This window comes from uncultured Psychromonas sp. (assembly GCF_947489755.1).
Classification (GTDB): Bacteria; Pseudomonadota; Gammaproteobacteria; order Enterobacterales; family Psychromonadaceae; genus Psychromonas.
Map to the genome: position 1 here is coordinate 1 of NZ_CANLFB010000005.1, position 26163 is coordinate 26163.

General features: G+C 35.9%; 23 protein-coding genes. 11 read left to right on the plus strand and 12 right to left on the minus strand.

From position 1 onward, the window contains the following. Positions 1-262 precede the first annotated feature (262 nt). Positions 263-721 carry an Lrp/AsnC family transcriptional regulator gene (locus Q0794_RS03920; RefSeq protein ID WP_298940273.1) on the minus strand — a complete coding sequence of 153 codons (459 nt, stop codon included), beginning with the start codon at positions 719-721 and terminating at the stop codon, positions 263-265. 221 nt (positions 722-942) lie between these two features. Between Q0794_RS03920 and Q0794_RS03925 the strand changes: the two genes are divergently transcribed. After that, positions 943-1908: a nucleoside recognition domain-containing protein gene (locus Q0794_RS03925; RefSeq protein WP_298940275.1), complete on the plus strand. Its 966-nt coding sequence runs from the start codon at positions 943-945 to the stop codon at positions 1906-1908. Between the two features lie 145 nt (positions 1909-2053). On the opposite strand, the gene Q0794_RS03930 is transcribed toward Q0794_RS03925, so the two are convergent. Then, positions 2054-2842, minus strand: a complete 789-nt coding sequence (locus Q0794_RS03930) for a M48 family metallopeptidase (RefSeq protein WP_298940277.1) — start codon at positions 2840-2842, stop codon at positions 2054-2056. Between the two features lie 89 nt (positions 2843-2931). After that, a complete protein-coding gene (locus tag Q0794_RS03935) occupies positions 2932-4137 on the minus strand; it encodes a multidrug effflux MFS transporter (RefSeq protein ID WP_298940279.1) in 1206 nt (401 codons plus the stop codon). 227 nt (positions 4138-4364) lie between these two features. Here Q0794_RS03935 and Q0794_RS03940 point away from each other — a divergent pair, with 227 nt between their 5' ends. Continuing rightward, a complete protein-coding gene (locus Q0794_RS03940; protein ID WP_298940281.1) occupies positions 4365-5324 on the plus strand; it encodes a LysR family transcriptional regulator in 960 nt (319 codons plus the stop codon). 77 nt (positions 5325-5401) lie between these two features. Here the strand turns inward: Q0794_RS03940 and Q0794_RS03945 are convergent, their stop codons facing one another. Then, positions 5402-6469, minus strand: coding sequence for a branched-chain amino acid aminotransferase (locus Q0794_RS03945; RefSeq protein WP_298940283.1), 1068 nt, complete (start codon positions 6467-6469; stop codon positions 5402-5404). Positions 6470-6672: 203 nt separating this feature from the next. Then, on the minus strand, positions 6673-7308 hold the full coding sequence (locus Q0794_RS03950) for an alpha/beta family hydrolase (protein ID WP_298940285.1): 636 nt from the start codon (positions 7306-7308) through the stop codon (positions 6673-6675). Between the two features lie 134 nt (positions 7309-7442). On the opposite strand from Q0794_RS03950, the gene Q0794_RS03955 reads away from it, so the two are divergent. After that, complete coding sequence (locus Q0794_RS03955; RefSeq protein WP_298940287.1) at positions 7443-8030, plus strand: GNAT family N-acetyltransferase; 588 nt, start codon at positions 7443-7445, stop codon at positions 8028-8030. Between the two features lie 52 nt (positions 8031-8082). On the opposite strand, the gene Q0794_RS03960 is transcribed toward Q0794_RS03955, so the two are convergent. The 5 genes from Q0794_RS03960 to Q0794_RS03980 all read right to left on the minus strand — a co-directional run bounded on the left by Q0794_RS03960 (position 8083) and on the right by Q0794_RS03980 (position 12368). After that, positions 8083-8445 carry a 4a-hydroxytetrahydrobiopterin dehydratase gene (locus tag Q0794_RS03960; RefSeq protein WP_298940290.1) on the minus strand — a complete coding sequence of 121 codons (363 nt, stop codon included), beginning with the start codon at positions 8443-8445 and terminating at the stop codon, positions 8083-8085. A 185-nt stretch (positions 8446-8630) separates the two neighbouring features. Continuing rightward, positions 8631-9065 carry a TerB family tellurite resistance protein gene (locus Q0794_RS03965; RefSeq protein ID WP_298940292.1) on the minus strand — a complete coding sequence of 145 codons (435 nt, stop codon included), beginning with the start codon at positions 9063-9065 and terminating at the stop codon, positions 8631-8633. A gap of 127 nt (positions 9066-9192) precedes the next feature. Beyond that, positions 9193-10287: a GGDEF domain-containing protein gene (locus tag Q0794_RS03970; protein ID WP_298940295.1), complete on the minus strand. Its 1095-nt coding sequence runs from the start codon at positions 10285-10287 to the stop codon at positions 9193-9195. Between the two features lie 63 nt (positions 10288-10350). Then, complete coding sequence (locus tag Q0794_RS03975) at positions 10351-11199, minus strand: PA4780 family RIO1-like protein kinase (RefSeq protein ID WP_298940297.1); 849 nt, start codon at positions 11197-11199, stop codon at positions 10351-10353. 287 nt (positions 11200-11486) lie between these two features. Beyond that, a complete protein-coding gene (locus tag Q0794_RS03980; protein ID WP_298940299.1) occupies positions 11487-12368 on the minus strand; it encodes a DMT family transporter in 882 nt (293 codons plus the stop codon). A gap of 216 nt (positions 12369-12584) precedes the next feature. Between Q0794_RS03980 and Q0794_RS03985 the strand changes: the two genes are divergently transcribed. Further along, entirely contained in the window at positions 12585-13439 is an 855-nt protein-coding gene (locus Q0794_RS03985; RefSeq protein WP_298940301.1) for a delta-class carbonic anhydrase, read from the plus strand. A 133-nt stretch (positions 13440-13572) separates the two neighbouring features. Here the strand turns inward: Q0794_RS03985 and syd are convergent, their stop codons facing one another. After that, positions 13573-14130 carry a SecY-interacting protein gene (gene syd, locus Q0794_RS03990; protein WP_298940303.1) on the minus strand — a complete coding sequence of 186 codons (558 nt, stop codon included), beginning with the start codon at positions 14128-14130 and terminating at the stop codon, positions 13573-13575. A gap of 106 nt (positions 14131-14236) precedes the next feature. Between syd and queF the strand changes: the two genes are divergently transcribed. The 7 genes from queF to Q0794_RS04025 all read left to right on the plus strand — a co-directional run bounded on the left by queF (position 14237) and on the right by Q0794_RS04025 (position 24872). Further along, positions 14237-15094 (plus strand): NADPH-dependent 7-cyano-7-deazaguanine reductase QueF, encoded by an 858-nt coding sequence (gene queF / locus Q0794_RS03995; protein ID WP_298940305.1) that lies wholly within the window; start codon positions 14237-14239, stop codon positions 15092-15094. A gap of 85 nt (positions 15095-15179) precedes the next feature. Next, complete coding sequence (locus Q0794_RS04000; RefSeq protein WP_298940307.1) at positions 15180-17381, plus strand: GGDEF domain-containing protein; 2202 nt, start codon at positions 15180-15182, stop codon at positions 17379-17381. Between the two features lie 91 nt (positions 17382-17472). Next, positions 17473-18936, plus strand: a complete 1464-nt coding sequence (locus Q0794_RS04005; RefSeq protein ID WP_298940309.1) for a diguanylate cyclase — start codon at positions 17473-17475, stop codon at positions 18934-18936. Positions 18937-19064: 128 nt separating this feature from the next. Further along, positions 19065-20417 carry a nucleotide 5'-monophosphate nucleosidase PpnN gene (gene ppnN, locus Q0794_RS04010; protein ID WP_298940311.1) on the plus strand — a complete coding sequence of 451 codons (1353 nt, stop codon included), beginning with the start codon at positions 19065-19067 and terminating at the stop codon, positions 20415-20417. 1 nt (position 20418) lies between these two features. Beyond that, complete coding sequence (gene xni, locus Q0794_RS04015) at positions 20419-21204, plus strand: flap endonuclease Xni (RefSeq protein WP_298940313.1); 786 nt, start codon at positions 20419-20421, stop codon at positions 21202-21204. Between the two features lie 422 nt (positions 21205-21626). Continuing rightward, a complete protein-coding gene (locus tag Q0794_RS04020; RefSeq protein ID WP_298940315.1) occupies positions 21627-23345 on the plus strand; it encodes a hypothetical protein in 1719 nt (572 codons plus the stop codon). A 231-nt stretch (positions 23346-23576) separates the two neighbouring features. Next, positions 23577-24872: an NCS2 family permease gene (locus Q0794_RS04025; protein ID WP_298940317.1), complete on the plus strand. Its 1296-nt coding sequence runs from the start codon at positions 23577-23579 to the stop codon at positions 24870-24872. A 248-nt stretch (positions 24873-25120) separates the two neighbouring features. On the opposite strand, the gene Q0794_RS04030 is transcribed toward Q0794_RS04025, so the two are convergent. Further along, entirely contained in the window at positions 25121-26053 is a 933-nt protein-coding gene (locus Q0794_RS04030; RefSeq protein WP_298940319.1) for a D-2-hydroxyacid dehydrogenase, read from the minus strand. Between the last annotated feature and the right edge of the window lie 110 nt (positions 26054-26163).

Below are 26163 nucleotides of genomic sequence, written 5' to 3' on the forward strand. Positions count from 1 at the left end.
TTTCAAATCGTTCTTGGTTGAAAGATCTGATCGCTAGGTGGGCATTTAGTTCAATTCCTTAAGCAGAATTGAGGTTAAGTAAATAAGTAATAACATTCACTCAAAAAGCCGAATCAATTGATTCGGCTTTTTTATTGGCACATTCTCACTTTCATTGTCACGCCCTCTTTTTATTTATTAGCGCTGACTCACCAGTGAATAGTCGATACTAGAAATTAATAACAGTTATAGCACTAACTTATTAAAACTGATTCTTAACTCACTACAGTTCAATAGCCGTACTGTGTTTTACTGTGCGTAATGACACGGATGTATGAAACTTTCTAATATTCAAATCTGTGTGTAATACGCGATCGACAAAAGCTTCATAAGCCTGAATATCTTGAACACAAACAATTAGCACAAAATCGTATGCACCTGATATTTGATAGCACTGCATGACTTCATTCGCTTGAATAATCGAATGCTTAAATTTCTGATAAATATCTGCTCTATCTCGTTCCATCTCTATGGAGACGATTAAGGTCATTTTATTGCCAGCTAACTGCGCATCAAGGATTGAAATATCGCTGATAATGACGCCACCTTCTCGCAAACGTTTAACTCGCTTTAAACAAGCAGGAGCTGACAACCCCACTTTTGCTGCAAGTTCGATATTAGGCAAACGGTTATTTTTTTGTAGCGACATCAATATCGCACGATCAATTCTATCTATGTCCATTAGATTACCCCACTCCATGATGTGCTTTAAAACTTACTCGATCTCATCGTTTTTTTAAAAAATATTTCTTTGAAATTACATTAACATGCAAAATATTTCTTTTGGAGACAATAAAAAGAAATATTCAAAAAGTAATCAGCCACATTTGAAATTTTCATTCAATCTTCTTATGTATCATATAACCTATTAAATTTAAAAAACAAAAAATAAAGGTCAGTCTGATGCAACCCATTAAACATTTTTTCATTGAGCTAGGCAGAGACATTTTTAATGTCACATTTACGCTGTTTAAAGTGATGATCCCAATATTAATTGCCATAAAAATTATTGAAGAATTAGGCGGTATTATTTTATTAAGTCAATTGCTTGGCCCCTTAATGCAAACGGTCGGCTTACCAGATACGATGAGCTTAGTATGGGCAACTACCCTACTTACCAATATCTATGGCGGCTTAATTGTACTCATTAACATCGATACCCCTTTAACCGTTGCTCAAGCATCTATCCTCGGTAGCATGATGTTACTTGCGCACTCATTGCCGATTGAAGCGACTATCGCAAAAAAGGCAGGTGTTAGTTTATGGGTAACATTAGTATTTCGTATTGGAGGTAGTTTATTACTCGCGTGGATATTACATCAAACCTATCAGTTAACAGGTAGTCTTAATCAACCAGCACACATGCTTTGGTCTCCAGAGGTCAGTGTAGAGAATAGCTATCTTGATTGGGTCACTAGCCAGCTACAAAATTTAGTGATGGTGTTCCTCGTTATTTCGACGTTGCTATTCACTTTAAAGATTTTAAAAATACTCGGCATTGAAAAATTAATGGCGATCCTCTTAAAACCTTTTTTAAGGCTATTAGGGATCAGCCAAGAAGCAACGAACATTACTATTATTGGCGCCACGTTAGGGCTTTCATTTGGTGGAGGGTTATTGATACATGAGGCTCAAAAAGGACATGTAGCAGCCCGTGATGTTTTCACTTCCATTATGCTATTAAATTTACTACACAGCTTAATTGAAGATACATTATTGATTTTATTAATTGGTGCCGATTTTAATACAATTTTCTGGGGCAGATTATTATTTTCAGTAATTGTTATTGCTGTATTAGCAGCAACGGTTAGAAAGCTATCGCCAGTATTTTGTGAACGTTATTTATATCGAAGTGTTGCGCGCAGCTAAATTGCTACAAACGGCTATAAGTACGGAATGAAATAAAGCAGTAAAGAGATAGTAAAAAAAGCCCCTTAGATTAACGTTAATCTAAGGGGCTTTTTAAAGAAGATTTTAAAGAAGGAATAATAAACTGTCATTTTCAAAAAACGGATTACAATGTGCAACTAGGTGCAGTTCTTGTACTTTTTGTTAAGTTTTTTAATTCATCTTCTAAGTCATTAATACGTGTTGTGTTAGATGGATGAGTAGATAAAAACTCCATTGGCTCACTTCCACCAGAAGCTATTGCCATATTTTTCCATAACTCAACACTCTGTTCTGGGTTAAAACCTGCATCATTCATTAACTGTAAACCAACAATATCTGCTTCAGATTCTTGGGCGCGACCATAAGGCATCGTAATACCATACTGTACCCCCAAACCTAATGCTGCCATTCCGACTTCTGAATATTCAGTACTACCAATAACGGTTTGTACTGCAGATGTACCGTAGCCTGTGATTTCACTTGAAGACAAACGCTCATTAGAATGATTTGCTTGTACGTGAGCAATTTCATGTCCAATAACCGTTGCAAGTTGATCTTGGTTTTTAGCAACGGCTAATAGCCCAGTATAAACCCCAATTTTACCGCCAGGTAATGCAAAAGCATTTATTTGATCACTATCAAAAACGACCACTTCCCATTCATCAAAATCAGGCTGCTTACCTAACGTATCAGTAATCTGTTTACTGACACATTGCACATAAGTATTTACTTTGGGGTCTTGGTTAATCGTTTCTTGTTTTTTTAATTCCTCAAATGAATTCGCACCTAGTGTCGCCATTTCAGACCCATCAAATAATAATACTTGATTACGTCCTGTTGGCGATGATGTTACACAGGCAGTGAGTAAAATAGAGCTACCTAATAACGACAATTTAAATATTGAATGCTTCATTATGAGTCCTGTTTATAAAAAAGTAATAAAACGATTATCTCAGGGTAAAAGTAATAATGCGAATGCTTTTAAAATATCCAAAATAAGTGCTAATGAGAACTTACTTGTTCTTGATGCCAATGTTTATAATGAGGCAATGACATGGTGATTAACAATATAGCCCCACCAGCGCCAATCATGACGACACTCGCATAAGGAGCAGAAAGCGAAGTTTGTTGTAACAAGCCAGTTAATAACGCAGCACCACTCATTTGAATACAACCTAATAACGCACTAGCCGTGCCAGCTCTTTCACCAAAAGCACTTAACGCCATCGACGTTGCAGGTCCTAATAACAAAGCAAATCCCACACACAGTAATAGCATAGGTAACATAAAATATATTCCTGCTAAAAACCCACTTTCAACGGGTATTTGTTGCATCACCAATTGAGTCACCGCTGACGATATAAACAGCCATAATGCAACAACTACCGTTTGATGATTGCCTAATTGTCGAATCATTTTAGGCGCAATAAAACAGGCAGCAATATTAATTAATGCGTTAAAACCAAATAAATAACTAAAAGTTAATTCACTGAGCCCTAAATGTTTAATTATCCAGCTTGGCGCATAGGAAACATAGGTTAAAATACTTGCCATCCCAATCATGCAAGCCAATGCATAAAATACAAATTGGCTATTCACTAAAATGGGCTGATAACGTGCCCAACGATATAACGCAGCATGGTTATTTTTATGCTCAGGACGCGTTTCAGGCAACCTAAAGGCTACAATAAATAAAACTAAAATCGCAAAGATAGTCATGAATATAAATGTTGATCGCCAACCAAAATGCAGAGCCAGAAAACCACCTAACGTAGGAGCTAATGCAGGGATCACACAAATAACACCATTCAAATAACTATAATAATGCGCACTTTGCTGAGCATTAAATCTATCTCGCACGGCACTAAAAACAACAATGGATGTTGCACAAGCAGCAATGCCTTGTAGTACACGCGCTAATTGTAGATATTCAAACTCCACAACCGATGCGGCAAATAAACTACTCGCAATATATAAACAAATACCCAGTAAGGCGATCGGTCGACGTCCAAAGCGATCAGCTAATGGGCCAATAAGAATCTGACCAATACCCATCGCTAAAATAAAGAGTACTAACGTTGATTGAACTTGCGTGTCAGACACAGAAAATTCTAACGCCATTTCAGGCATTGACGGTAAATAGATGTCGATGGCTAATGGGCTTAGCACCACCATCATCATTAAAATAGGTAATAACTTACGGGGCATAACAATCTCTTTTTTGAAAAAACAAGTTTGGTTGAATTACGATAATCAAGTGACGATAATAAAGTGACGTTAATTGAGCCAAGTTTTATGAAATAAGACTCAATGACAGACAGTGAATAACAAAGCGAGTGTAAATCAGCTATGATATGAATAGAAGTGACATTAATTCAGATCTTAGTTTCCCTAAGGGAATATCTCTCAATAACTAATAATATCTAGGAATACCTATGAACATCGATAAACTAATGCGTATCGACTTAAATTTATTAGTCGTTTTACAAGTCTTATTAGAAGAAGAAAGTGTTACACGTGCAGCAGTTCGTTTGAATTTAAGTCAATCTGCATTAAGTAAAAGTCTCACCCGTTTAAGAACAAGCTTGCAAGACCCATTATTTACACGTACCGCACATGGTTTAAAACCAACGACGCATGCTTTACTGCTACAACAAAAACTACCGAATCTATTACAGGGTTTATATCAGTTAACACAAGCACCAAGCTTTGACCCCGCTAGCAGTGACAGACACTTTTCTATCAGTATGTTAGAAAGTGCCTATGCAACCTTACTACCTTGTTTTATTGGTCCATTATTACAACAAGCAAAAAATATTCACCTTGATGTTTTAAGCTGGAAAAAAGAGTCTATGCAAGCACTACAACAAGGTAAAATGGATTTTGGTATTACTGCATTAGACTTCTCTGAAGATCACCGCCTAGAGATACAAAAATTACCGGATGGTATTGAACATGTCATTTTATTTAATGACCACCAAACCTGTTTAGTCCATCAAGATCATCCAGTTTTAACAGCCGTAGAAAATGGGTCATGGAATCAGGACGCTTATCTACAACAAAATCATATACAAATCGTATGTGAGGGCAATAAATGGTGGGCATTAGATTATTTTTTAGAGAAACAAGGAAAGCAGCGTAACGTTATTAGCACCTTACCAGACTTTTATGGAGGTGTGAGTCTTTGTGCGCATAGTGATTTAATTTTCACCCTGCCTTCGAGCTTTATTACCCATGCACAAAAATTGTATCCACTTAAACAAATCCCATTACCTTTTGCTTTTTCTGAGATGGCTTATGTATTGATATGGCACCAACGAAATAATGATGAGCCAGGGCATAAATGGATAAGAGAAATGATCTGTAATAATGTTGAAAATACATTTGGAAATTAAAAGGCAAACAATAAAAAAGGCAAACAATAAAAAAGGCGCTAAAAGCGCCTTCTATCAGATTCAGACAAAAATAAACATTAGAAGTCTACTTTTTCAATCCAACCAAACTTATCTTCACGTAAACCGTATTGAATACCCGTTAATTCATCGTATAAGTTACGAGAAACAGTGCCTGCTTTATTATCATTAATAAAGTAATCTTCATCTTTCCAGCATAATTGGCCAACAGGAGAGATAACGGCAGCAGTACCACAACCAAATGCTTCAGTAATTTTTCCACTTTTAATATCAGCTAAAATATCTTCAATTGCTATTTGTTCTTCAGATACTGTGTAACCTAATGTTGGAGCAAGTTGCAAAATTGAGTCACGCGTAATACCCGGTAAAATACTACCGCTCAGTTTAGGTGTCACAATATGATCACCGTAAACAAAACAGATATTCATCGCGCCCACTTCTTCAATGTATTTACCATTGATAGCATCTAACCAAAGTACTTGAGAGTATCCTCTCGCAGCCACATCTTCAGACATATATAAACTAGCCGCATAGTTACCGCCAGTTTTAGCTTCACCAACACCGCCCACTACAGCACGACGATATTTATCAGCAACATAAACAGAGACAGGTGCAAATCCATCTTTAAAGTAAGCACCGGCAGGGCCTGTAATAATGAAGTGTAAATACTTATCACTTGCGCCTAAACCTAGTTTAGCGCCTGTTGCGATCATAGTCGGGCGAATATATAACGCGGTACCATTTTTTTCAGGTACCCATTGGTTATCTATTTTTAATAATTCCATTAATGCGTTAAGGTGAAATTCAACATCAACTTCAGGCATCACCATACGCGCCGCTGAGCGGTTAAAACGTTTAAAATTTTCGCGAGGACGGAATAAGTTAATCTCGCCATTTTCAGTACGGTACGCTTTTAAACCTTCAAATATTTCTTGCCCATAATGTAACACAGAAGCAGATGGGTCTAATTGCAGCATTTGATAAGGTTTAACTTCAGCATTTGTCCACTTTTGAGTCGAATCATAGGTTTGTGTAAACATATGATCGGCAAATACTTCACCAAAACTAAATTCTGCAGGGCAAGCATTGCGGTCAGCAACTGCTAGCGGTTTGATATCAATTGACATGTGAATCCTTATGTATCTGAATGCTTTAACAAGCACAAATATTCTGCGTGTGTATGGGAGAGCTATAGATTTTAAAAAATAATCGACAATACATCCACAATTCTTTTACAAATAAACCACAATTACTCAAAATTATTGAATAAACAGTGACCATTTTCGATTTTAGTCTCTAAAAATAACCTTATTTACTGTTTAAGCTCACGTTATGATTCAATGAGGCAACGTTTAATGTAAGCGGCTAAATACGTAATACTAGATTGAATATGCTGCTGATGAGTCAAACCACTCTTCACTCGAGGTTTAAAGTCATGATCACCATCTTCTAGCCAACACCATTGAAAAGTATTAGGTAAAGAATAACTGATCACTTCATTTTGGTCGCCAAGTTTATCACGTGAGCCTTGAATAATAGCAACGGGTTGCTTAATAGCAGCTAAATGTTCTATCCGTAATTTCTCAGGTTTACCTTGTGGATGGAAAGGATACCCTAAACAAGCAATTCCTTTAACCTGTTTTAATTGCTCAGGAGAAGATTCAGCAGCTAACAAAGTAGCCATTCGTCCTCCCATAGACTTACCACCAATCACCATGGGTTGATCTAGCTCTTGCACCACTTCTAAAAACTGTTTCAATAAATGAGGAGCTCTTTCTGGTGGACGGCGACTTCCCGTTTCTACACGCTGTTGCATGTAATTGAAATTAAAACGGGCAACTCGAATACCTTGTTTTGCCAAACCAACACTGACGGTTTCCATAAAGTCTGATGTTAATGGTGCGCCTGCACCGTGGGAAAAAACAAATAAAGGGCCATCTTCAGGCCCATTAAAAATAAGCTTCATATTACTCTCAAGCTAATATATAAAGGCTAATAATGCGAGTATGTCGTTAAATCGTCAAGTAAAGAAGCCGATCAATTAAAATAACTTATTCGTTACGATAAAATGAAATAAATGAAGATAGGAATTGATAAATAATGTTTAAAGAATCAAGGTCAATAATAGAACCATGTCATTTATCTCAGGTTCATTTATTACAAGATGTAGCGATAAGAACCTACCAAGAAACCTTTTCTGATAGCAATAGTGAGGCTTTACTGCAGCAATATTATAAAGAGTCCCTCAGTATAGAGAAATTATCTGCACAACTTCAAAACAACCGTAGCGAATTTTATTTTATTTATACTACTTCTGATGCTTCAGAAGGTACATCAGAAGACATTTCAGAAACCGCTCCTAAAAATACAGAAGCTAAACTAGCTGGTTTTTTAAAATTAAATGTTGATGATGCACAAACAGATATATTCGATACAGAGGCATTAGAAGTTGAAAAAATTTATATACTCAAAGATTTCCTAGCACAAGGTTTAGGTAAAAAATTAATCTCATTTGCCGTTGATCGTGCCATTAAACAAAATAAAAAATACTTATGGTTAGGTGTTTGGGAACATAACTTCCCTGCATTACGCTTTTATCAAAAAATGGGATTTGAACAATTTGGTGAACATGACTTCAACATGGGTGGCGATATCCAAAAAGATTTATTATTGAAACGAGTTCTATAAAAAATCTATACGGTATCGATAGAATATTAAATCCGCTAATGTAAGTAGTCGGTTAGGACTCTAAGAATAAAGCACTGGTTTTAGCGGCCATAATAAAATCATTTTGATCTAACCCCTTAATATTATGGCTCCACCATTGCACCGTCACCATGCCATATTCAACCATGATCAGCGGATGGTGATTCACTGATTCAGCTAACGCTGCGACTTGATTAGTAAAACTGATTGAGTTGCTATAACGCTTAGTGACAAATTCACAAGACAGTTTTTCTATTCCATTATCTTCAATAAAGGTCCAATCATTAAATTGTGCTTTTAGCTGTACCAGTAACTCAGCAATATCAGTTGCCGTTAATAATTGCTTCGCTGAACTTGTATTGCATGGTCTACAAGTTTGTTCGGTTAATAATGCCATAGCCTTTACCTATTTTGATTTGTGCTTGCTATTTTTCTAAGCCTTGGATTCAGATCATAAGTGCATAACTTGAATAGATAGGAAAAGTGAGCAGCTGAATAGTTGCTTAACGCTTTTTCTCCGGCAAGAGATGCAACAATGAAAACACTTGAATTCAAGAGTTTATCAAGAAGGTTTTCTAGTGGCTATTCTGGATGAACTGCAAGCTTGGTTCGAATAAAATCACTATGATTAACATAAATTAATGAAGCGACTTTACGGATCAATGCCTCCTCCATTTCATCCAAATGACCATCTGCGTATGCGATTTCCCACATTGCTTTAATTAGGTTGATACGCGCTTCGTTATCTAAATCACCTAACTGAGAGGTAAAATCAAAGACTGAATTACTGGTCTTTATTTCTTTCATTCCCACGTTGAGTAATTCGGACGCCTTTTCTTTTTCTATATTAACCAGTTTTTCAAGCGTATTAACAATGGCAGCCTCTTCTTCTTTAGAAGCATTTTCATCGGCAACACAGACCTCGCAAAGCAAACAAACAATCGCTAATGTACTATCAAATTGAGGGTTTTCCTCTGGTATGAACGTATTCAATAACTGCTTAATTTTTGTAATCATCTAATGCCCTATCTAAATAAAAAGAGTTTAAAGTGAAATATTCTGATAAATAACCCTACCATAAAGCTAAGTTGTTACGAAAAGAGAAGGAAGGGATTTGTTAAAAAAATGATATTAATATGTATTATTAGTTAGCTAAATGATGAAATGAAAGCACCTGATTCCGACCGTTATCTTTAGCTTGATATAGCGCTAAATCAGCTTGTTCGAGTAACACTTTAAGAGATTCAGTCTTAGTGACATTATAACTCACTCCAATACTTGCAGTACAATCGACTACTTTGCCTTGTGCCGTCGTCAAATCAACATCTTCAATAATACTTCTAATATGCTCAGCGATCACTTCTGCAGATTTAGGTCCACAATGTGGCAATATAATCGCAAATTCCTCACCACCAATGCGAGCACAAATTTTATTTTCAGGTCCAACTTTCTGTAAAACATCACTGACTACAATTAAGCACTCATCACCTACAGCGTGACCATATTTATCATTAATATTTTTAAAGTAATCTAAATCTATCAAAAGCAAGCTATAGAATTGTTTTCCTTTGTTGCTTTTAATTAATAACTTTTCACCTTGCTGAAAGAAGAAACGACGATTATTTAAGCCCGTTAACATATCTGTTGAGGCTTGCTCAATAAGCCCTAATTCATGCTTCTCAATTTGCTTACTAAATAAAGTCAGCGCCAATATAATAGCGAACATATCGATCAAAAAAGCCGATTGAGACAATAAATGATTCGCAGCATCACTAAATACGTGAAACGGTTTTTCGTTAATCGAATTTTCACAATATAAAAATAATGATGCAGCGACTAAGCTTAAAGTTATTTTTAATTTTTTTTCTTTTAACTCAAATAATAATAACGCGCCTATGGGCACTAAAAAATAATAAAAATGAAAACCACTTTCTTGAGTAAAGAAGATATTACTACAAATAAACAAGTGCAGCATAATCAAGCAAAAGTACCATGTTTTAGCGGATTTATGGTGGCGGCGATAACTAAAAAAGAATGACAGGGGGTAACCGCTAGTTAGAACAAGGTTATACAAAGCAACCGTAGGTGCATTTAATATATACATATAACTAGCGGTATAAGCTAACGCAATGAAGATAGTCAACAAGACTAAAATATTTAACATTCGAGTCTTTTGTACAGCACTTGAATGCTCATTTTTAGTGCCAATGGCGAGTGCAGATGAGAAAAAATCAAACATAATATTCAGCGATCTTAAGCATAGAAATCAGGTAAACATTGAAAAACATTAAAAATTAATGATTTATTCACTATCAGACATACGCTCTAGGCGATCTAATTCCTCTTCGCGTGCTGCATTTATTTCATTTAAAACAGTATCCACATCAGCACTAATTTCTGACTCAATAAATTGACCTGTTAATACTGTTTTAGGGGTTAATTCCCCGGTTTCAAATATAGCCCAAATCTCATCGCCATAACGGGTAGTAGCAAGGCTAGGAGCAAACTGAGAATAATATTGAGTCATATTATTTACATCACGCAATAACATCTTCTTGGCATTGTTATTGCCAGCTGCATCAACGGCTTGTGGTAAATCGATGATCACAGGGCCTTCTTCATCTACCAGTACATTAAATTCAGATAAATCACCGTGGATAACTCCAACACTTAACATGCGAACAACATAGTCCATCACTTTAGCGTGGTCTGTTAATGCTTTTTCTTCTGTCATTGTGACATCGTTTAAGCGTGGCGCAGCAAAACCATCGGCGTCGGTGATTAATTCCATGATTAACACACCACCAAAACAACCATAAGGTGTTGGTACTCTAATCCCTGCATCTGCGAATTTATAAAGCGCATCAACCTCGGTGTTTTGCCAAATTTCTTCTTGTTGTTCACGGCCAAATTTAGAGCCTTTTTGCATTGCTCTCGCGTTCCGACCATTACGGACTTTTCGCCCTTCGTTATATAGAACAGCATTTTTAAAACTACGTTTACTGGCTTCTTTATAAACTTTTGCACAACGCACTTCATCGCCACATTGAACAACATAAACCGTCGCTTCCTTGCCGCTCATTAATTGTCGTAAAACATTATCGACAATGCCATCGTCAACTAATGGCTGTATTCTTTTAGGTATTTTCATTTATATAATTAAGTTTTCTAATATTTGATTGAGATAGCTGGATGCTAATTAATTTTGTAATCTTATCTAATAAAAACAATAATAGGTCATAATACTATAGTTAGGTAAATAGATAAGCATTGTTTCTTTTTTATTCGATTATAGTCATTAAAAATAAGCTTTAGTTCATTTAAAATATAAAAAATATATTTTAAATCATTCGTTTATCTCGATAAGGTTCCACTTGTAACCCAATAGAGACGCATTACGGCGTTTAAGTCACCTTCTAGACAAATTTAAACGACTCACTATTTTTTGTTACTACCAAAGACGTTAACTAACGCCCCTAAAATAATTAACATACCACCAATTAATGTCCAAAATGAGGGGATTTCATTAAATATAATCACCCCTAAGATTGTTGAGAATACAATTTGAACATAAGAAAAAGCACTCACTTTAGCGGCGACTTCTGTTTGCATGGCTTTCGTTAACCCCACCTGCCCCATTTGTGTAAAAATACCAACAAATAACAATAAGATTAGCGCTTCAGTATCAGGCATCACAAAATTATCGCCCAATAAAATAATGGATAACGGCAAGGCAATTAATGGAAAGTAAAAGATAATCACAGAACTGTCTTCACATTTACTTAACCGTTTTACAATGACATAAGCAGTCGCGCTACCTAAGGCGCCTAGTAAAGCAATAAAAACGCTAAACCAAGGTAATACCACATCGCTAGTTACTGAGAGGTTCGGTTTAACCATCGCGAATAAACCAAGTAGGCATAATAAAATACAAATCAATGTAGAACGTTGAATTCTTTCTTTTAAAAATAAAAACGCCAAAATCGCTGTAAATACAGGATAAAGATACTGTAATAACGTAGCTTCAACTAAAGGCAAGGTAGTCACTGCGTAGTACACACACAACAATGCCAGCGTCCCCACAACACCACGTGAAATTAATAATATTTTATTATTACCCCAAACTGGTATTTTTTTCCGTTTGATATCGATATAGCTAATAATTAATGACACCAAACCACGTGCAGCAACAATTTCAAACACTGGAATATTGTGAGTACTTACCAACTTTACACTGGCAGTCATTAATGCAAAGGAAAGTGCTGATAACAGCATAAAGCGTAAACTAATGGACACTGATAAGAAAAATTTTTGAAACATACTGACACTAATTTGATTAAGAACAATAGAAGCGTAGTTTATCGTATTCTTAACGATACTAGCTATTTATTTGGACTTTTAATTTCAATATGATGCCTGCTGTTTGCGGGCAAAATTACCTTTTTAAATATCATTAAATGCACCTCATAAAACGAACTATTTTAGCAAACATTATCGGTTCAAAATTCAAGCATCATTAAAAATGGAAATATAAAAATGAAAAAACGTTTATTACTATTATGCACCATGGCAGTAATACAGCCTGCTTCAATGGTAAATGCTCAACAAGCAACTCATCAAGTATTAGATAAGACAATAGAAACACAACGAGTTAACCTTAAAAATAATACTCAAAATAAAAATATTGGACCACAGTCTCCTCGAGATATTGATCATATCTCAGGCACAAACCCACAATCCTTCGACATTGCCCCTGATTATACAAAAATGAATTTATGCAATATCCACTTCCATAAAAATGCAGAACATAAAGGAGGTGAATTTACACAATATGTAGGTAATGGAGACGGCCAAGGTAATAATAGCGGTTTTAAATATTCAGGCACATTGTCTAAAGCAGAACTAACTCCAACAGACAAAGTGATAGGAAAAAGTGATCATAGCCATTTAGTACCAGGTGATACCATTGAAGTACATTACGTTCACTCATCGGCTAACGTTAAACCAGGCCCAACATTAGCTTCTTGTCTTACTGGCACAACGAAACAGCCTTTATTACGTGTAGAAACGCAAGTCTACGTGCTGGTAAATGATAACAGTGCGCTTAATTTCACTGAGTTGGCCGAAAATGCAGAAAAAGAGGGTTATCAACAAGCGTTACACATTCCCAATAACTCAGGAGATGCAGTTCAGTATAGAGGTTCTACAACTGGACCAGGTTATAATGAAGTAGGTTCACCTTACCAAGTGACTTGGAATGTTCGCCCTGAAGTACTCAAGGTTGATATAAATACAGTAGATACATGGCTACAAAATAATATATACAATGAAGATCATGCTCATGGCGTTCGGAACTTGGTGATTAACCCAGACTTGTTGTCTGCAAACTAGTTTTCTATAAGCTAATTGCCTGCAAACTAAAAATATTGTTAACACTTTATAGAAATGAATAGCCGCCTAGTGAGCACTCACTAAGCGGCTATTCATTTCTAGAGCGCTGTTAATATTATTCACTATAAATGGTTTAATCTTGAGGTAACACAGGTGTTAATTTACTTAAAAACTCACTTAAAGACTCGGCTAATATTGATTCCTGCTTTTTGCCTAACGTCTCTAATTGTACTTGACCCGTTTCATTCAAAATTGAAATGACTTGTAACTCATCGCTACAAGTCGCAATAAACATAGAAGCCGGTTTTTTAAGACGTTTTTGCATCATAAAATGCGCAATCATATTTTCTTGTAACATTAAAAAATCTTGCTCATTCCAGACTTGAATTAACTCAATAGGATGACCTTCAAATTCACAACTAATATGTTCACTATAAGCACTACAAAATAAATCCTCTATCGATGGATGTAATGTCACCTCAAGCGCTTCCTCAATATTACTTAAGGTTGCTTTTTTATCTCGAACAAGGGCTTTCCAAGTGATATTTTGATCGACAACATCGCCAATTTGGCAAGGAGAAACCCACTTTTCATCAAATGCTTGAGTCGGTAAAGTCTGATAAGTTGACTGCCATAATTGTTGATAACGTTGATGCAAAGCAAATAGTTCAATTTGGATATCTGTATTCATAGCTCGAATAATTCTTCTTTTTAGTTACAATACGGCATATTGTAACGATTCAGGCAGTGTTGTCTTGTATTTATAACAAACCTTGCCTTTTAAAATGAGAAATACCATGTCAGATTCAAATTTATACAACCAAAGCGATGCCTTAAAAAACCTATCATTAGGTAAAGTCACGGAATATAAATGCCATTATGATAATTCACTATTGCAAGCAGTTCCTCGCAGTTTAAACCGTGATGAATTAGGATTAAAGGCTACGTCTTTGCCTTTTTATGGTGTTGATTTATGGAATATTTATGAGCTTTCTTGGTTAAATAAAAAAGGTAAACCTGTTGTTGCAACTGGCGTAGTTAAAGTACCTTATGACAGTGAATTTTTAATTGAATCAAAATCGTTTAAATTATATCTAAATAGTTTCAATCAAAGTCGTTTTGATTCGGTAGAGGCCGTACAAGAAGTACTAAGTCAAGATCTTAGCCATTGTGCAACTAAACCCGTTGAAGTGACGCTCAACGCTACATTAGATAACATAACGGATACGCTAGGCACATTCACAGGCGTTAATTTAGACGAATTAGATATTGAAGTGTCGGAATACCAACTTTCTCCTGCGCTTTTAAAAGATATCAGCTTAGAGGAAACAGTAACGGAAACGTTATACTCTCATCTGTTAAAATCAAACTGCTTGATCACCAGTCAGCCTGACTGGGCAAGTGTTGAAATTAGCTACACAGGTAAACAGTTAGATCGTGAGAAATTACTTCGATATTTAATCTCTTTCCGCCAACATAATGAATTTCATGAACAATGTGTAGAACGCATATTTTGTGATTTAATAGCTCATGGTTCATTAACATCATTAACGGTTTATGCGCGATATACTCGTCGAGGAGGACTAGATATCAATCCTTTACGAAGTACTTCAAGATCACCGTCAATCAAAAATGTCCGCTTAATAAGACAGTAACGTTAATTTTGCTATCATTAAACTTGCGACAAGCAATATTTAAATAGCGATAAGATTCCATATCTTAATAGGGTTTAAAGTAATAATGAATTTTTTTTCACGTGCACTTTTAAGTGGCTTACTACTTTCTATTAGTCATTCCGCATCAGCTATCGGGCTAGTGGATACAATGATCCCTGCTTCAATAAAAAAAAGCTATGAAACACGTCAACTTGAGCCTTTAACCTGCATAAAATCAGTCACTCAATTTATAGACAAAGTCGCAGCACTGCCCCCACCGGTAAATACTCGAAGCAGTGAAAACCTACTAACTAACAATAAAAGAGTGCCTAATAATGCCCCGACGCATTTATTAGCGTCTTGCTATATTGAATTAGAGGACTATGAGAAAAGCTTAGCATTGTTAATGCCGCTGTTGAAAAACCCGAGTGTTACCCCTGACGAAATTAGAACGTTAAATTTAATCGCCAGTGAAATACCAGAGTCAGAGCGTCCACAATTAAGTAATGAAACCCTTATTAATATGATGCGAAACGCACTTAAATTAATAGAGGGAGAAAAACGTAAGAACAAAAACCATTTAGGTGACATTTTAAATTTATCAATCACTAAATTGGCACTAGAAACACATCAATATAAGTTGGCAAATCAATCACTCAGTAAAGTGAAAAAAAGCCTAAAAAACTCTAAAGAAACAGAGCTATTAGCTTGGTTAGCTTATTTTTATGGCCACTATTATGACCAGATAAATCAACAACAGCTATCAATAACTAACTTTCAAAATGCTAACTCAATGGCAGACAAACTAAAGCTGATTAAATTAAGCAGCTTGGTAAAAGAAAGTTTATCTAACCTATACCAGCAGAAGCATCGCTATAAACGAGCAATCGACTTCGCGAGCCAACGAGTAGAGTTGTTATTACCGACAGAAAACTATGTCGAACAGGCTGATAGCCTATTAAAATTTGCCATTTTAAAGCGTCAAAATAAAGAATTTAATCAATCTTTAATTTATTTATTTAATGCGATGGAATTGGTAGAAAAAAAACATAAAACCTTACTTGCTTATATTTATTTAGAGTTGGGCCGTACTTATGCATCAATCCCTTTTGACCTTGAAAAAAATACAGATCTTGCACAGAAGTACTTACAAAATGCACGCCATCACTTTCAAAAACTCAATAAATTAGAACAACAAACAGAAAGTATCTTATTGTTAGCGCAACTCAATATCCGTAGCCAAGATACAGGCCTCGCTATTTTACAGTTAGAGAATGTGCTTAACCTTGCCAAAGATAACTTTCCAGAGTTACGTGTAAAAGCATTTGAAATGCTGGCATTAAGTTATGAACTATCGGGTGATCACCAACAAGCAAACTTCCATTTTAAAAACTTCCACTCTTTGCAAAACGCTATCAAAGAGAAGTTATTTGCTTTACAACAATTAAAAATCAACGAACAATTTCAACTTATTGAGCAAACTCAACAACAGATCCAATTAGAAACAAAAAATAATGAGTTATTATTAAAAAATAATCGTTTTAAAAATATTGCATATGTTACGACTCTATTATTATTAGTCTCATTTTTAATTATCTTTGTTTTCTTACGTCGTACTAAGAAATTAGTTATTTCAGAGCAGAGCGCACGTAAGAGGTTACAATCACACCCACGCACTAAATTGCCATCACACCGAGCACAAGTTCAAGATGACAATCTTCAATACCAAGGTAAACCACTTTTTTATGCGTTGGTGCATATCCCCTTCTTAAGTAACTTAAATGGTTCAAAGGGATTATTTAGCTCAGAGAAAATAGAAGTCGCTTTAGGCGAAGAATTAAAAGCTAATTTTTCACAACATACATTAGTGACGCAAGTTAGAGATAACCAGCTATTATTTATTTCAGAGCAAGCTCACCATGGTGAAGCGAAGAAGTTTGCACAAGACATTGAAGCGTTTTTTCATTCTTTTGCAGAATCCTATTCACTTGATGGACAAGTCGCCAGTGGTGTTGTTGCTTTTCCTTTCTTAAACAACGTTTCACGGGCCATTGCCCCAGAAAGGATGCTTAACTTAACAAGCCTAGCATTATTTGGTGCATGCCAAATTAGAGAAGCTGTAGATGAAAGTAGCTGGTTAGAGTTATATGCAATTGAAAAAATTCAACCTGCATTCTTTGATGGTGACTTGTGGATACTGGGTCAAGCAGGTATCGATAAAGGAATTGTAAAATTAAAAAGTAGTCATCCAGGTACTACAATTAATTGGCCAGAGTTAAATCGTTAATAATTAAGAGAGTTAAATTTGACTTATCACACTTGTAGTTACCCTTTAACTAATTGATAATTAACGGCGCATTATTAAAAGGAATCAGCTAATGGCATCATCTATCGCAATAGTTCGATTATTGCAGCAATTATTAAAACGAAATCATCGTCAAAACAAAACGATTGATAAGTACCAAGTTAGGTTTTTAAAAAAATTGCAGTCAGCTTCAACAATAGAAGCTGAAATAGAACTTTTTGATGAATATAGCCAACAGCTTGAAACCATTCCAAATAATTTAGAAGATAAGCTTTTAGAAGGTCATTTAGTTTCTCGCCAATCTCAAGCTCAATTACAACAAATACAATCACTTTCAGGTTCAATTAAGAGCAGAATTGAAGAGATGAGAGATGATTCTGAGCCTTATACTGTTATTGAATACCACTCAGAATTAAAAGAACTGATTAAAATCTATCAGCGAGCGGTGATTGAGCTCAGTAAAAAGGCCATGAAACCTACTATCGATAATAAGGAAGACGTTGAGTTTATTAACGATGAACTGCAATTACTTATTCTTGAGTTAGATGTGGGTCAAGCGTTCGTCAAAAAGCTTGATCAAGTTCGTCTTAATATCTGTAATGAAAGCGACCCCTTTAGCCTTCCACACCATTGTTTGGAAGTGATCACTATCATTATTGATAGTACTCGTGAGGAGCGACGATCTTCTCGCCATTTTCTATACACGCTAAATGATAGCTTAACGCAGTTTTATTTAAACTTTGCTCAGACATTAAAAATAACTGAAAACGACTTTGAGAAGCAAAAAGAAGCTTTTGTAACCATTAAAAACAATGCCCAAAAATTAAAAGAAAATAGTGAAAAAGAACAAACGATTGAATCTTTGCGTAAACAGATTGCTCAATATGCGACTAATGTAGAAGAAGCGATGGCCGCACAAGAAAAACAACAAGAAGAAAAATTTCGTTGTAAATTTCAAGGTATGGTTAGACAGATCAAAGAGTTGCAAAATGAAACTCAAAGCTACCAAAAAACACTTAAACAACAAAATAAACAATTACATATTGATTTCTTAACTAAAATCCCTAACCGAGCAGCTTGGAGTGAGCGTTTAAAAATTGAAGTAACACGTTTTAAACGTTATAAAAACACACTTAACATTGCCATTATCGACATTGATAAATTCAAATCAATCAACGATAGTTTTGGGCATTTAGCCGGCGATAAAGTACTTAATGTGATTGCACAAACGTTGCAGAAATCTATTCGTAATGCTGATTATATTGCACGTTACGGTGGTGAAGAGTTTGCTTTGTTATTACCTGAAATATCTCCAGTCCAAACAGAGTTGGCGTTAAATAAATTACGTGATCGCATTAAAGCGATCCCTTTTCAATTTAAAAAAGAAAATTTATCGATTACGATTTCTATCGGTTTCACCACATTTTTACTTTCAGATAGTGCAGATGATGCATTTGAGCGTGCTGATACCGCTTTATACCAAGCTAAAAATACAGGTAGAGATCAGGTTGTATTTTTACAGAAAGACAGTGAGTAAGTGTTAACTATAAGTAATTAGAATATATTAATGTAGTTTTATTTCAATTATTTAGAATAAATCAGCGCTTTTAGGTGGCTTCTCAATCTAACTAAGTTAGTCTTAATAGACAGTTATAAGGAGAAGCTATGATTTCACATATTAGTCCCGTTGGTAGTATGGCACTACTTTCTCAATTAGAAGTAAATCAACTTAAATACAGTGCCTCTTGCGAAACTTATCAATTATTCAGACAATGCTCTTTAGCCGTTTTAAAATCAGGTAGCCATACCGATAGCAGTAAAGAGATTCTAGAACGACACAAAGACTTTGAAATTAATGTACTGCATCAAGAGCGCGGCGTAATTTTAGAGCTATTAAATCCACCTGAAGATGCCTATATCGATGGTGCTCTGATCAGAGGCATGCAAGATCATTTGTTTTCCGTATTACGTGATTTATTGTATGTAAACACACAGTTACAGCCAGCCCTCTCATCAGAGTTCAGTAGTGAACAAGCCACCAGTTTAGTTTTTTCAATTCTACGTAATGCCAATGTATTAAAAGCAGGTGTCAGCCCAAATGTTGTTGTTTGTTGGGGTGGGCATTCAATTAACGATATTGAATTTGCTTATACACGAGAAGTGGGTAACCAATTAGGTTTAAGAGAGCTTAATATTTGCACAGGTTGTGGGCCAGGTGCAATGGAAGGCCCAATGAAAGGTGCTGCAGTTGGTCATGCTAAGCAACGCGTCAGTAATGGGCGTTATATTGGCTTAACAGAACCGGGAATTATTGCGGCCGAGCCACCAAACCCAATCGTTAATGAACTGGTTATTCTACCTGATATCGAAAAACGCTTAGAAGCTTTTGTTCGTTTCACACACAGTATTGTTATTTTCCCTGGTGGCCCAGGCACAGCGGAAGAACTGTTATATATTCTTGGGATCATGATGCATCCTGAAAATAAACGTCAGCCTTTACCGATTGTATTAACAGGCCCCGCAAGTAGCGCTGATTATTTCAAAGCGATTGATGAGTTTATTGTTAATACTTTAGGCACAGAGGCACAAGCACATTATCAGATCATTATTGACGATGCGCCTTTGGTTGCTAAATTAATTAAAAAATCAATGCACCGCGTGAAAGAGTACCGCAAAGCAATTGGTGATGCTTACTCGTTCAACTGGACACTAAAAATTGCTGAAGACTTTCAAGTTCCGTTTATCCCAAACCATGAAAATATGGCTAATTTAGTCTTACACCGCGACCAACCAAAAGAGCAATTAGCATCAAATTTACGACGTGTATTCTCTGGCATTGTAGGCGGTAACGTTAAAGATGAAGGTATTAAATCAATCGAAGAAAATGGTCCATTCCAACTCACCGGTGAAAAAGATTTAATATTGCGTGTAGATAAACTATTAAAAAGCTTTATAGACCAAGGTCGTATGAAATTACCCGGTACGGCTTACACTCCTTGTTATAAGATAAAAACCTAATATGAGTGCTTCACTATTAATCATAGATGCGATGAATTTAATTCGTCGTATCTATGCTGTTCAAGAAAAACAGAATGCTAAACAAGAGTTTGCCTTAAGTGCAACGAACAACACTGCCTGTAATGCATTACAAAAAATGTTACGAGCGCACCAACCGACCCATGTTATTTGTGTTTTTGATAGCCATCAAGAAAGCTGGCGCCATCAACTGTTACCCGAATATAAACAAGGTCGAAAACCAATCCCCCCAGCATTAAAAGCTTATTTACCGACTATCCAAGATGCATTTTATGAAATGGGAATTGAATCTTTAGTGACAGAGCAAGATGAAGCCGATGACTTAATTGCAACGCTTGCCTATAAAATAACATACAGGCAACAACGCTGTATTATTGTATCAACAGACAAAGGGTTTTATCAGCTACTGAATGCTTACACCAGTATTTACGATTACTTTCAATCGTTACATATGGACAGCTATTATGTAGAGCATAAATTGGGATTGAAAATTAATCAGCTAACTGACTATTGGGCGATCATAGGTATTAGTAGCAGTCATATCAAAGGTGTAGAAGGTGTTGGTAACAAAGGCGCGTTAGCTCTATTACAACAATATCAAAGTTTAGATGCCATGTTAGCTCATCCGCAAACAGAACCCGTTGATAAGCGTTTGTTAAAGGTACAAGAAAATTATCATGATGCACTGCTATCAAAGCAATTAGTCTCATTAAAAACCCAAATTGAACTTGGTTTTAATTTAAAAGATTTACGTTATCAAAAAAAATAATACTTAGACGTTAAATAGTCACTACAAATGTTAAATATCGAGTAATTTAAATGAACATTATATCAAATTAGATGACCAATAGACTTACCCCTTAAATACGCAATATGAGCCCAGCACAATATTCACTAATGGCTCTTCGAAGGCGTGATGCAATACTGCTATATAACATCTTATGGATCATCTTTATGGAGACTAATAGAGTTAAGTTTGTGAGTTAAATTTTAGTAAAGAAAATGGCTTTATAGCAAATGTAAGTTAACAAAAAAGTCTGCTTTTTTACTAACATCACAACACAGATGTCATTATGTTAACCAGTAAAAATAGGTCAACTTTTTAACCGATTTGGTACAATGTTTTTATAAAAATGAAGCGTGGCTAACGATTGGTCACAATACTCAGAAATGAATGATGGAGTTTTAACTGTGAAGAAATTATTAATCCCTATCGCTGTCGTTGCCGTTGGTGCTTCAGCTTACATATACCAACAACAAGGTTCAGATGATAATGTATTAAGCTACGTTCCTGCTGATACGCCCTTCTTTGCTGGACAATTAACACCTTTCCCTATTAAAGATTATATTGCTTCTTCTCCGCATTTAATTGATCCATCAGATCAAGCTCAAATTGAATCTTTATATGACCAAGATACACCTTCAATGCACTTTTTAGCTAATTTAATGAAAGCTTATCAAGATGGTTTATCAGATGCAGACTTGTTGGTTAAAACATTTGGTTTAGCAGATCAAGTACGTGGTTACTTTTACACTTTGGGTTTATTACCCGTGTTAAAAATTGAAGTTCAAAACCCACAGGCTATCTGGGATTTATTAGACAAAAATGAGCAAGAAACAGGTTTCATTCATAAAGAAGGTAAACTGAAAGACTTAGCTTACCGAACTTACCCGTTAACAGAAAACAACAACGGAAAATCAATCAATCTACTGGTTGCACAGTCAAACGGTATGCTCACAGTCACAATTGAAGGTGACTTTGTATCTGAAGACCTATTGGCAATGGCACTGGGTTTAGAAAAACCAAATAAATCATTAGCCGATACAAACACTATTTCCGATATCATTAAACAACATGAATTCTCTGATGCTAGTGTTGGCTTCATCAACAATATCGAAATCATAAAAGGGTTAACGAGCAAAGGCGACAATCAGCTTGCTAAACAGTTAACTGAACTTAGTAAAGAAGAGGGTCAAAACCCATTTGAAATGCTCCAAACAGACGTCTGTAAAAACGAGTTTAATGGCATTGCAAAAAACTGGCCTCGCACTGTATTTGGTTATACTCAAATGGACATCAGTAAAGACGAATCAACATTAGGGTTCTCAGCGGTCATCGAAAGTAAAAACCAAGTCATATTAGATGCCCTGAAAGCATTACGTGGTTACATTCCTAACTACACTCAGAATTTTGATAATAACGTCATTGCAACATCAATTGGTTTAGATGTTAGTCAACTTTCTAGCTCTCTTACAGATATTCTAGCGAACTTAATAACGCCAAGTTACCAATGCGCGCCGCTAGCAGATATGCAATATCAAATTGAAGTAAGTGGTCAATCATTATCGATGTTAGGAATGGGTGCAAATATGGCTGCTGGCGTTAAAGGCGTTAGCGGTGCAATATTTGATTACAGTATTTCTGAAAATAATGACCAAGCACAATTGGATACCTTTGATGCATTATTAGCAATACACGTTGATAATCCAGTCGCTATTTTTAACTCGGTTAAAATGTTTGTGCCTCAGTTACAACAAGTTGACTTAACTAATAATGGCCCAGCGATATCATTAAAGAACCTGTTCCCAACACCAGCTGAATTAAACTTAGATCCACAACTGGCGATCAAAGGTAATCATTTAATCATTTATAATGGTAACAAAGGTTTACAGGAAGCTGAAAAATTAGCACTTGAGAAGTTATCAGCTAATGGGATTTATCAATTATCTTTTGATGCGAAGAAAATATTAACGCCAATTTCAGATGCGGCAAAACTAGCGGGTGAAATTATTCCAGAAGAAGCAATGTTCTTAATGGACTACGATGCGCGGATGAATATTAATTTAGATATTAACGATCAAGGCATACGCTTCGATTCAGTCGTTAATAATAAATCACCTAAAAAATAAGCTTACATTTTCTTTTGTAACATCGCTTTAATTTAAAACTGGCTTCGGCCAGTTTTTTTATTAGGCATTCTGCTTGCTTTTTCCCCTAACGACACCTCAATCGATTCTAATTTAGTTTTTACGCTAGCTAATAAAATCAGTTATTCTATAATTGCGCAAAATTCACACAAAGAATTTAACCCCAAAGGCTAGAGGGAATAGGCCTCCACCTCCGTTAGTAATGGAAAAATTATGTTAGAAAAATTATTTAAACTAAGCGCGAACAACAGCAATGTTAAAACAGAAATTGTTGCTGGTTTTACGACTTTCTTAACCATGGCTTATATCATTTTTGTTAATCCATCAATGTTATCAGCAACGGGTATGGATTCAGGAGCTGTCTTTGTTGCAACCTGTTTAGCCGCAGCCGTTGGTTGTTTCATCATGGGATTATATGCTAACTACCCTGTTGCGCTAGCACCAGGAATGGGGCTTAATGCTTTCTTCTCATACGTAGTTGTTTTACACATGGGTTACACTTGGGAAGTGGCATTAGGCGCAGTATTCCTATCGGGTGTTTGCTTTACTTTATTAAGTTTATTTAAAATTCGTGAATGGATAATCAACTCAATTCCATTACCGATGCGTAAAGGTATTGCAGCCGGTATTGGTTTATTTCTTGCGTTAATCGCACTTAAAAATGCAGGTATTGTAGTTGCCAACCCAGCGACACTCGTTGGGCTAGGTGACATGACATCACTTCCAGCAGTGCTTGCTTGTGTAGCGTTTATTGCAACTATCGCCTTAGCGCATTTTCGCGTTAAAGGTGGCGTCATGTTCGCTATTTTAGGCGTGACGATTATTGGTTTGATAGTGGGCGATGTTCAATACACCGGTATCATCTCAATGCCACCAAGTATTGCCCCGACTTTCATGCAAATGGATATCGCTGGTGCGTTTAATGTTGGCATGGTTAGTGTTGTTTTTGCATTCTTATTTGTCGATTTATTTGATACCTCAGGTACCTTAATCGCTGTCGCAGATAAAGCTAAATTATTAGATAAAGACGGTAACTTACCTCGTTTAAACCGTGCTTTATTAGCCGATAGTGGCGCATCAATAGCAGGGTCAATGTTAGGTACATCAACCACAACAAGTTACATAGAAAGTGTCGCGGGTGTTGCTGAAGGTGGTCGTACTGGTTTAACGGCTGTCGTTGTAGGTGTTTTATTCTTACTGGCTTTATTCTTTGCGCCATTAGCAGGTATGGTACCCGCTTACGCGACTGCTGGTGCGTTATTGTATGTTGCAGTATTAATGGTTGGTGGCTTAAAAAGCATTAACTGGGAAGATATCACAGAAGCAGCTCCAGTCGTGATTATTGCATTAATGATGCCATTAACATTCTCAATAGCGAATGGTATCTCGATTGGTTTTATTGCTTATGCGGCTATTAAAGTAGCTAGTGGTAAATCAAAAGAGTTAACCCTCAGTGTTTGGTTCTTAGCTATTTTATTCTTAGCTAAACTTATTTTCTTTCCAGGTTAAGCTAAGCAGTAATATGATACCAATCTGAATAAATAAATGATCTATTTAGGCGTTAGGGAAAATGGATCATAGCAAGGTGTTGATTGCAGTAACTAGTTATTCTCATTACAACATTAACAACAAAACTAGCGCTTATTTTAACAAGCACAAATGATGAGATAATGACTTAGATTGGTATTAATTATTAATATTAAAAAGCCCCGCTTTATACCAATAGAGCGGGGCTTTTTTACGAATTTTTAATGGCTCTACTGACTATCTACAAAGCTATTAATGTTATCTATTACTTTTCCTATTAAGCATTCACGGGCTTCTACACTTGCCCAAGCTGTATGCGGTGTTATCACTAAACGATGTGATGCTTTTAATGATAGATAAGGGTGATTAGCTAACATCGGCTCAACCGCTAGTACGTCAGTTGCATGATAGATATCTTGTGTTTCTAACGCCTCAGCCATCGCAGCTTCGTCGATAATACCACCTCGCCCTAAATTCATGATCACAGCCCCTGCTTTTAACTGTTTTAGCTGTTCAGCACCAATCAGGTTTTCAGTTTGTGCATTAAATGGCGCATGGATAGAAATAACATCACATTCACTTAATAATGTTGCTAAGCTAACTTGTGGAATACTTTGTTGGGTATTTTTACCTGACGTCGAGTAATAACAAACATCACATCCAAAAGCACCCGCAAGTTCAGCAACACGTTGCCCTATAGTGCCCATTGCGATAATGCCCCAACGTTTGCCTTTCAACTCATAAAAAGGGCGTGCTATGTGCGTAAATATTGGGCTGTCACACCATTGTTTTTCCGCGATATATTGATCGTAATAACGGCTTTGATGAATTAACTGAAATAATAAAGAAAAAGTTGATTGGCTAACGCTTTCAGTTGAATAACCCGATACATTTTTAACTTCAATTCCGGCCTTTTCAGCAGCAATTAAATCAACATTATTAGTCCCTGTTGCTGAAATACAAATTAGCTTTAACTCAGGATGACTTGCCATATGCTCAGCGGTGATCACCACCTTATTAGTAATAACGACTTGTTGCCCAGCCAATCTTTCTGACGTTTCTTCTGAGCTTGTTGTTTGATAAACAGTGAGCTCTCCTAACCCATCAAAAACCGATAAATCACTATCACCTAACGTTAATGCATCTAATAAAACAATATTCATTTCTATTCCTTAATCCGAAAAAGCTAATAAATTGAGAGTCTTAGATATACAGGATTTTTAAGTAGAAGTACAAATTGTCAATGTTAAAAAATCAAGAAGAGAGAGGTGAG

What these genes read in the sequence shown, in the direction of transcription:
- Q0794_RS03970 (WP_298940295.1), bottom strand. Translation starts at nt 10,287, where the DNA reads ATGTTTGATTTTTTCTCATCTGCACTCGCCATTGGCACTAAAAATGAG.
- Q0794_RS03975 (WP_298940297.1), bottom strand. Translation starts at nt 11,199, where the DNA reads ATGAAAATACCTAAAAGAATACAGCCATTAGTTGACGATGGCATTGTC.
- Q0794_RS03985 (WP_298940301.1), top strand. Translation starts at nt 12,585, where the DNA reads ATGAAAAAACGTTTATTACTATTATGCACCATGGCAGTAATACAGCCT.
- Q0794_RS04000 (WP_298940307.1), top strand. Translation starts at nt 15,180, where the DNA reads ATGAATTTTTTTTCACGTGCACTTTTAAGTGGCTTACTACTTTCTATT.
- Q0794_RS03940 (WP_298940281.1), top strand. Translation starts at nt 4,365, where the DNA reads ATGAACATCGATAAACTAATGCGTATCGACTTAAATTTATTAGTCGTT.
- xni (WP_298940313.1), top strand. Translation starts at nt 20,419, where the DNA reads ATGAGTGCTTCACTATTAATCATAGATGCGATGAATTTAATTCGTCGT.
- Q0794_RS03930 (WP_298940277.1), bottom strand. Translation starts at nt 2,842, where the DNA reads ATGAAGCATTCAATATTTAAATTGTCGTTATTAGGTAGCTCTATTTTA.
- Q0794_RS03950 (WP_298940285.1), bottom strand. Translation starts at nt 7,308, where the DNA reads ATGAAGCTTATTTTTAATGGGCCTGAAGATGGCCCTTTATTTGTTTTT.
- Q0794_RS03960 (WP_298940290.1), bottom strand. Translation starts at nt 8,445, where the DNA reads ATGGCATTATTAACCGAACAAACTTGTAGACCATGCAATACAAGTTCA.
- Q0794_RS04030 (WP_298940319.1), bottom strand. Translation starts at nt 26,053, where the DNA reads ATGAATATTGTTTTATTAGATGCATTAACGTTAGGTGATAGTGATTTA.
- Q0794_RS04025 (WP_298940317.1), top strand. Translation starts at nt 23,577, where the DNA reads ATGTTAGAAAAATTATTTAAACTAAGCGCGAACAACAGCAATGTTAAA.
- Q0794_RS03920 (WP_298940273.1), bottom strand. Translation starts at nt 721, where the DNA reads ATGGACATAGATAGAATTGATCGTGCGATATTGATGTCGCTACAAAAA.
- Q0794_RS03935 (WP_298940279.1), bottom strand. Translation starts at nt 4,137, where the DNA reads ATGCCCCGTAAGTTATTACCTATTTTAATGATGATGGTGGTGCTAAGC.
- Q0794_RS03925 (WP_298940275.1), top strand. Translation starts at nt 943, where the DNA reads ATGCAACCCATTAAACATTTTTTCATTGAGCTAGGCAGAGACATTTTT.
- Q0794_RS03945 (WP_298940283.1), bottom strand. Translation starts at nt 6,469, where the DNA reads ATGTCAATTGATATCAAACCGCTAGCAGTTGCTGACCGCAATGCTTGC.
- Q0794_RS03965 (WP_298940292.1), bottom strand. Translation starts at nt 9,065, where the DNA reads ATGATTACAAAAATTAAGCAGTTATTGAATACGTTCATACCAGAGGAA.
- Q0794_RS03980 (WP_298940299.1), bottom strand. Translation starts at nt 12,368, where the DNA reads ATGTTTCAAAAATTTTTCTTATCAGTGTCCATTAGTTTACGCTTTATG.
- Q0794_RS04005 (WP_298940309.1), top strand. Translation starts at nt 17,473, where the DNA reads ATGGCATCATCTATCGCAATAGTTCGATTATTGCAGCAATTATTAAAA.
- queF (WP_298940305.1), top strand. Translation starts at nt 14,237, where the DNA reads ATGTCAGATTCAAATTTATACAACCAAAGCGATGCCTTAAAAAACCTA.
- syd (WP_298940303.1), bottom strand. Translation starts at nt 14,130, where the DNA reads ATGAATACAGATATCCAAATTGAACTATTTGCTTTGCATCAACGTTAT.
- Q0794_RS03955 (WP_298940287.1), top strand. Translation starts at nt 7,443, where the DNA reads ATGTTTAAAGAATCAAGGTCAATAATAGAACCATGTCATTTATCTCAG.
- ppnN (WP_298940311.1), top strand. Translation starts at nt 19,065, where the DNA reads ATGATTTCACATATTAGTCCCGTTGGTAGTATGGCACTACTTTCTCAA.